This window comes from Thauera sp. ZXT1-4 (assembly GCF_052598215.2).
On the sequence record NZ_JBQWSN020000107.1, the window covers coordinates 1 to 1217 of the forward strand.

Consider the following 1217-nt stretch of genomic DNA (forward strand, 5'->3'; position numbering starts at 1 on the left):
ATTGTGGCCAAGGAAGACCTGGAGGCGCCGGTAGACTGGGCTAGACTCCGAAGGAGGGGTCGGACGTTCGAATCGTCTCGGGCGCGCCAAAAAATTCAATGGGTTAGGTCTTTACGGGCCTAGCCCATTTTCTTTTGTGCCCATCCCGTGCCCATTTCGCGCCTATGCCGTGCCCACTCCTTCAGGTACCCGGCGTAGGGTGCTGCCTTTTAGACCCTTGCCTGCCGCGCCTTATACGGCGCTCGTTGAGTCGGGTATGTACTCGAACAACTCAGCAACGGTGCATCTAAACAGAGCGCACAAGCGATCGATGGTTTCAAGGTCAACCCGATTTGCGGTTTCGTTGTAGAGCAACGTGATCGTGTTGCGGTGCAGACCCGTTTCACGAGCGACATCAGCGATCTTCATCTTGTGCTCGCCCATCAGGCGTGAGAGGTGGCAGCGAACCATTGTCGTCTCGCAGAGTTAAATATCATTCAGAATGACAAAAAGCCCTTGACAAGGGTGTTTTACGCCCTAGAATGTCATTCAGAGTGACAAAAAGATCTTGTAGAAGGCTTTCTGTCGTTCTGTGAGATTTTAACTACTGGAGAATGTCATGTCACTGACTTATCTGACCACCGACGAGTTGTCCGGCAAGATCAAGTATGACCCCCGAACGATTCGTGAGCGCCTGAAAGACAGCGTGCTCCTTGAGGGGACGCACTACATCCGCCCGTTTGGAGGACGCAAGATCCTCTACATCTGGGAGCACATCGAGCGTGATATGGGCTCCACCTCCGAAAGCGCCTTCGCGATTCCGATGGCAAATGGAGGTGTCTGCCATGGCTAGCATTCGCGCCAGAAAGGACAACGGGATGCTGTTCCTGGATTTTCGTTACCAGGACGTGCGCTGCCGCGAGCAGACCGCCTTGACCGACACCGCTGCCAACCGCAAGCGCTTGCAGAAGGTGCTTGACCGCATCGAGGCCGACATCGCCGCCGGCGCCTTCGACTACCGTCGCTTCTTCCCCGGAAGCAAGAACGCCGCCAAGTTCGATCCAGCTCCTGCGGGGGCGATCGGAGCGCCACAGACGGTCTCCGCTGTCGGCGTTGCGGTGTCGCCGACAGCGCCCAGCGTCCCGAGCACGCCGCTCTTCAAGGACTTCGCCGAGACCTGGTACGCCGAGAAAGAGGTGGAGTGGCGTCGCTCGTACCGCACGACGATCCGCCGGGAG

The 1217-nt window shown here is 57.5% G+C and carries 3 protein-coding genes; 2 read left to right on the forward strand and 1 reads right to left on the reverse strand.

What is annotated here, in order from left to right:
- Positions 1 to 231: 231 nt before the first annotated feature.
- A complete protein-coding gene (locus tag ACUH78_RS19300) occupies positions 232 to 450 on the reverse strand; it encodes a helix-turn-helix domain-containing protein (protein ID WP_075146721.1) in 219 nt (72 codons plus the stop codon).
- Positions 451 to 598: 148 nt separating this feature from the next.
- Here ACUH78_RS19300 and ACUH78_RS19305 point away from each other — a divergent pair, with 148 nt between their 5' ends.
- Together ACUH78_RS19305 and ACUH78_RS19310 are read left to right on the forward strand one after the other, a co-directional pair.
- Positions 599 to 832: a hypothetical protein gene (locus ACUH78_RS19305; RefSeq protein WP_075146722.1), complete on the forward strand. Its 234-nt coding sequence runs from the start codon at positions 599 to 601 to the stop codon at positions 830 to 832.
- Positions 825 to 1217 (forward strand): Arm DNA-binding domain-containing protein (locus ACUH78_RS19310; protein ID WP_445334455.1); only part of this gene is annotated, 393 nt, incomplete at its 3' end. The genes ACUH78_RS19305 and ACUH78_RS19310, both read left to right, overlap by 8 nt.

Coding starts and splice junctions, on each gene's coding strand:
- ACUH78_RS19305 (WP_075146722.1), top strand. CDS start 599: ATGTCACTGACTTATCTGACCACCGACGAGTTGTCCGGCAAGATCAAG.
- ACUH78_RS19300 (WP_075146721.1), bottom strand. CDS start 450: ATGGTTCGCTGCCACCTCTCACGCCTGATGGGCGAGCACAAGATGAAG.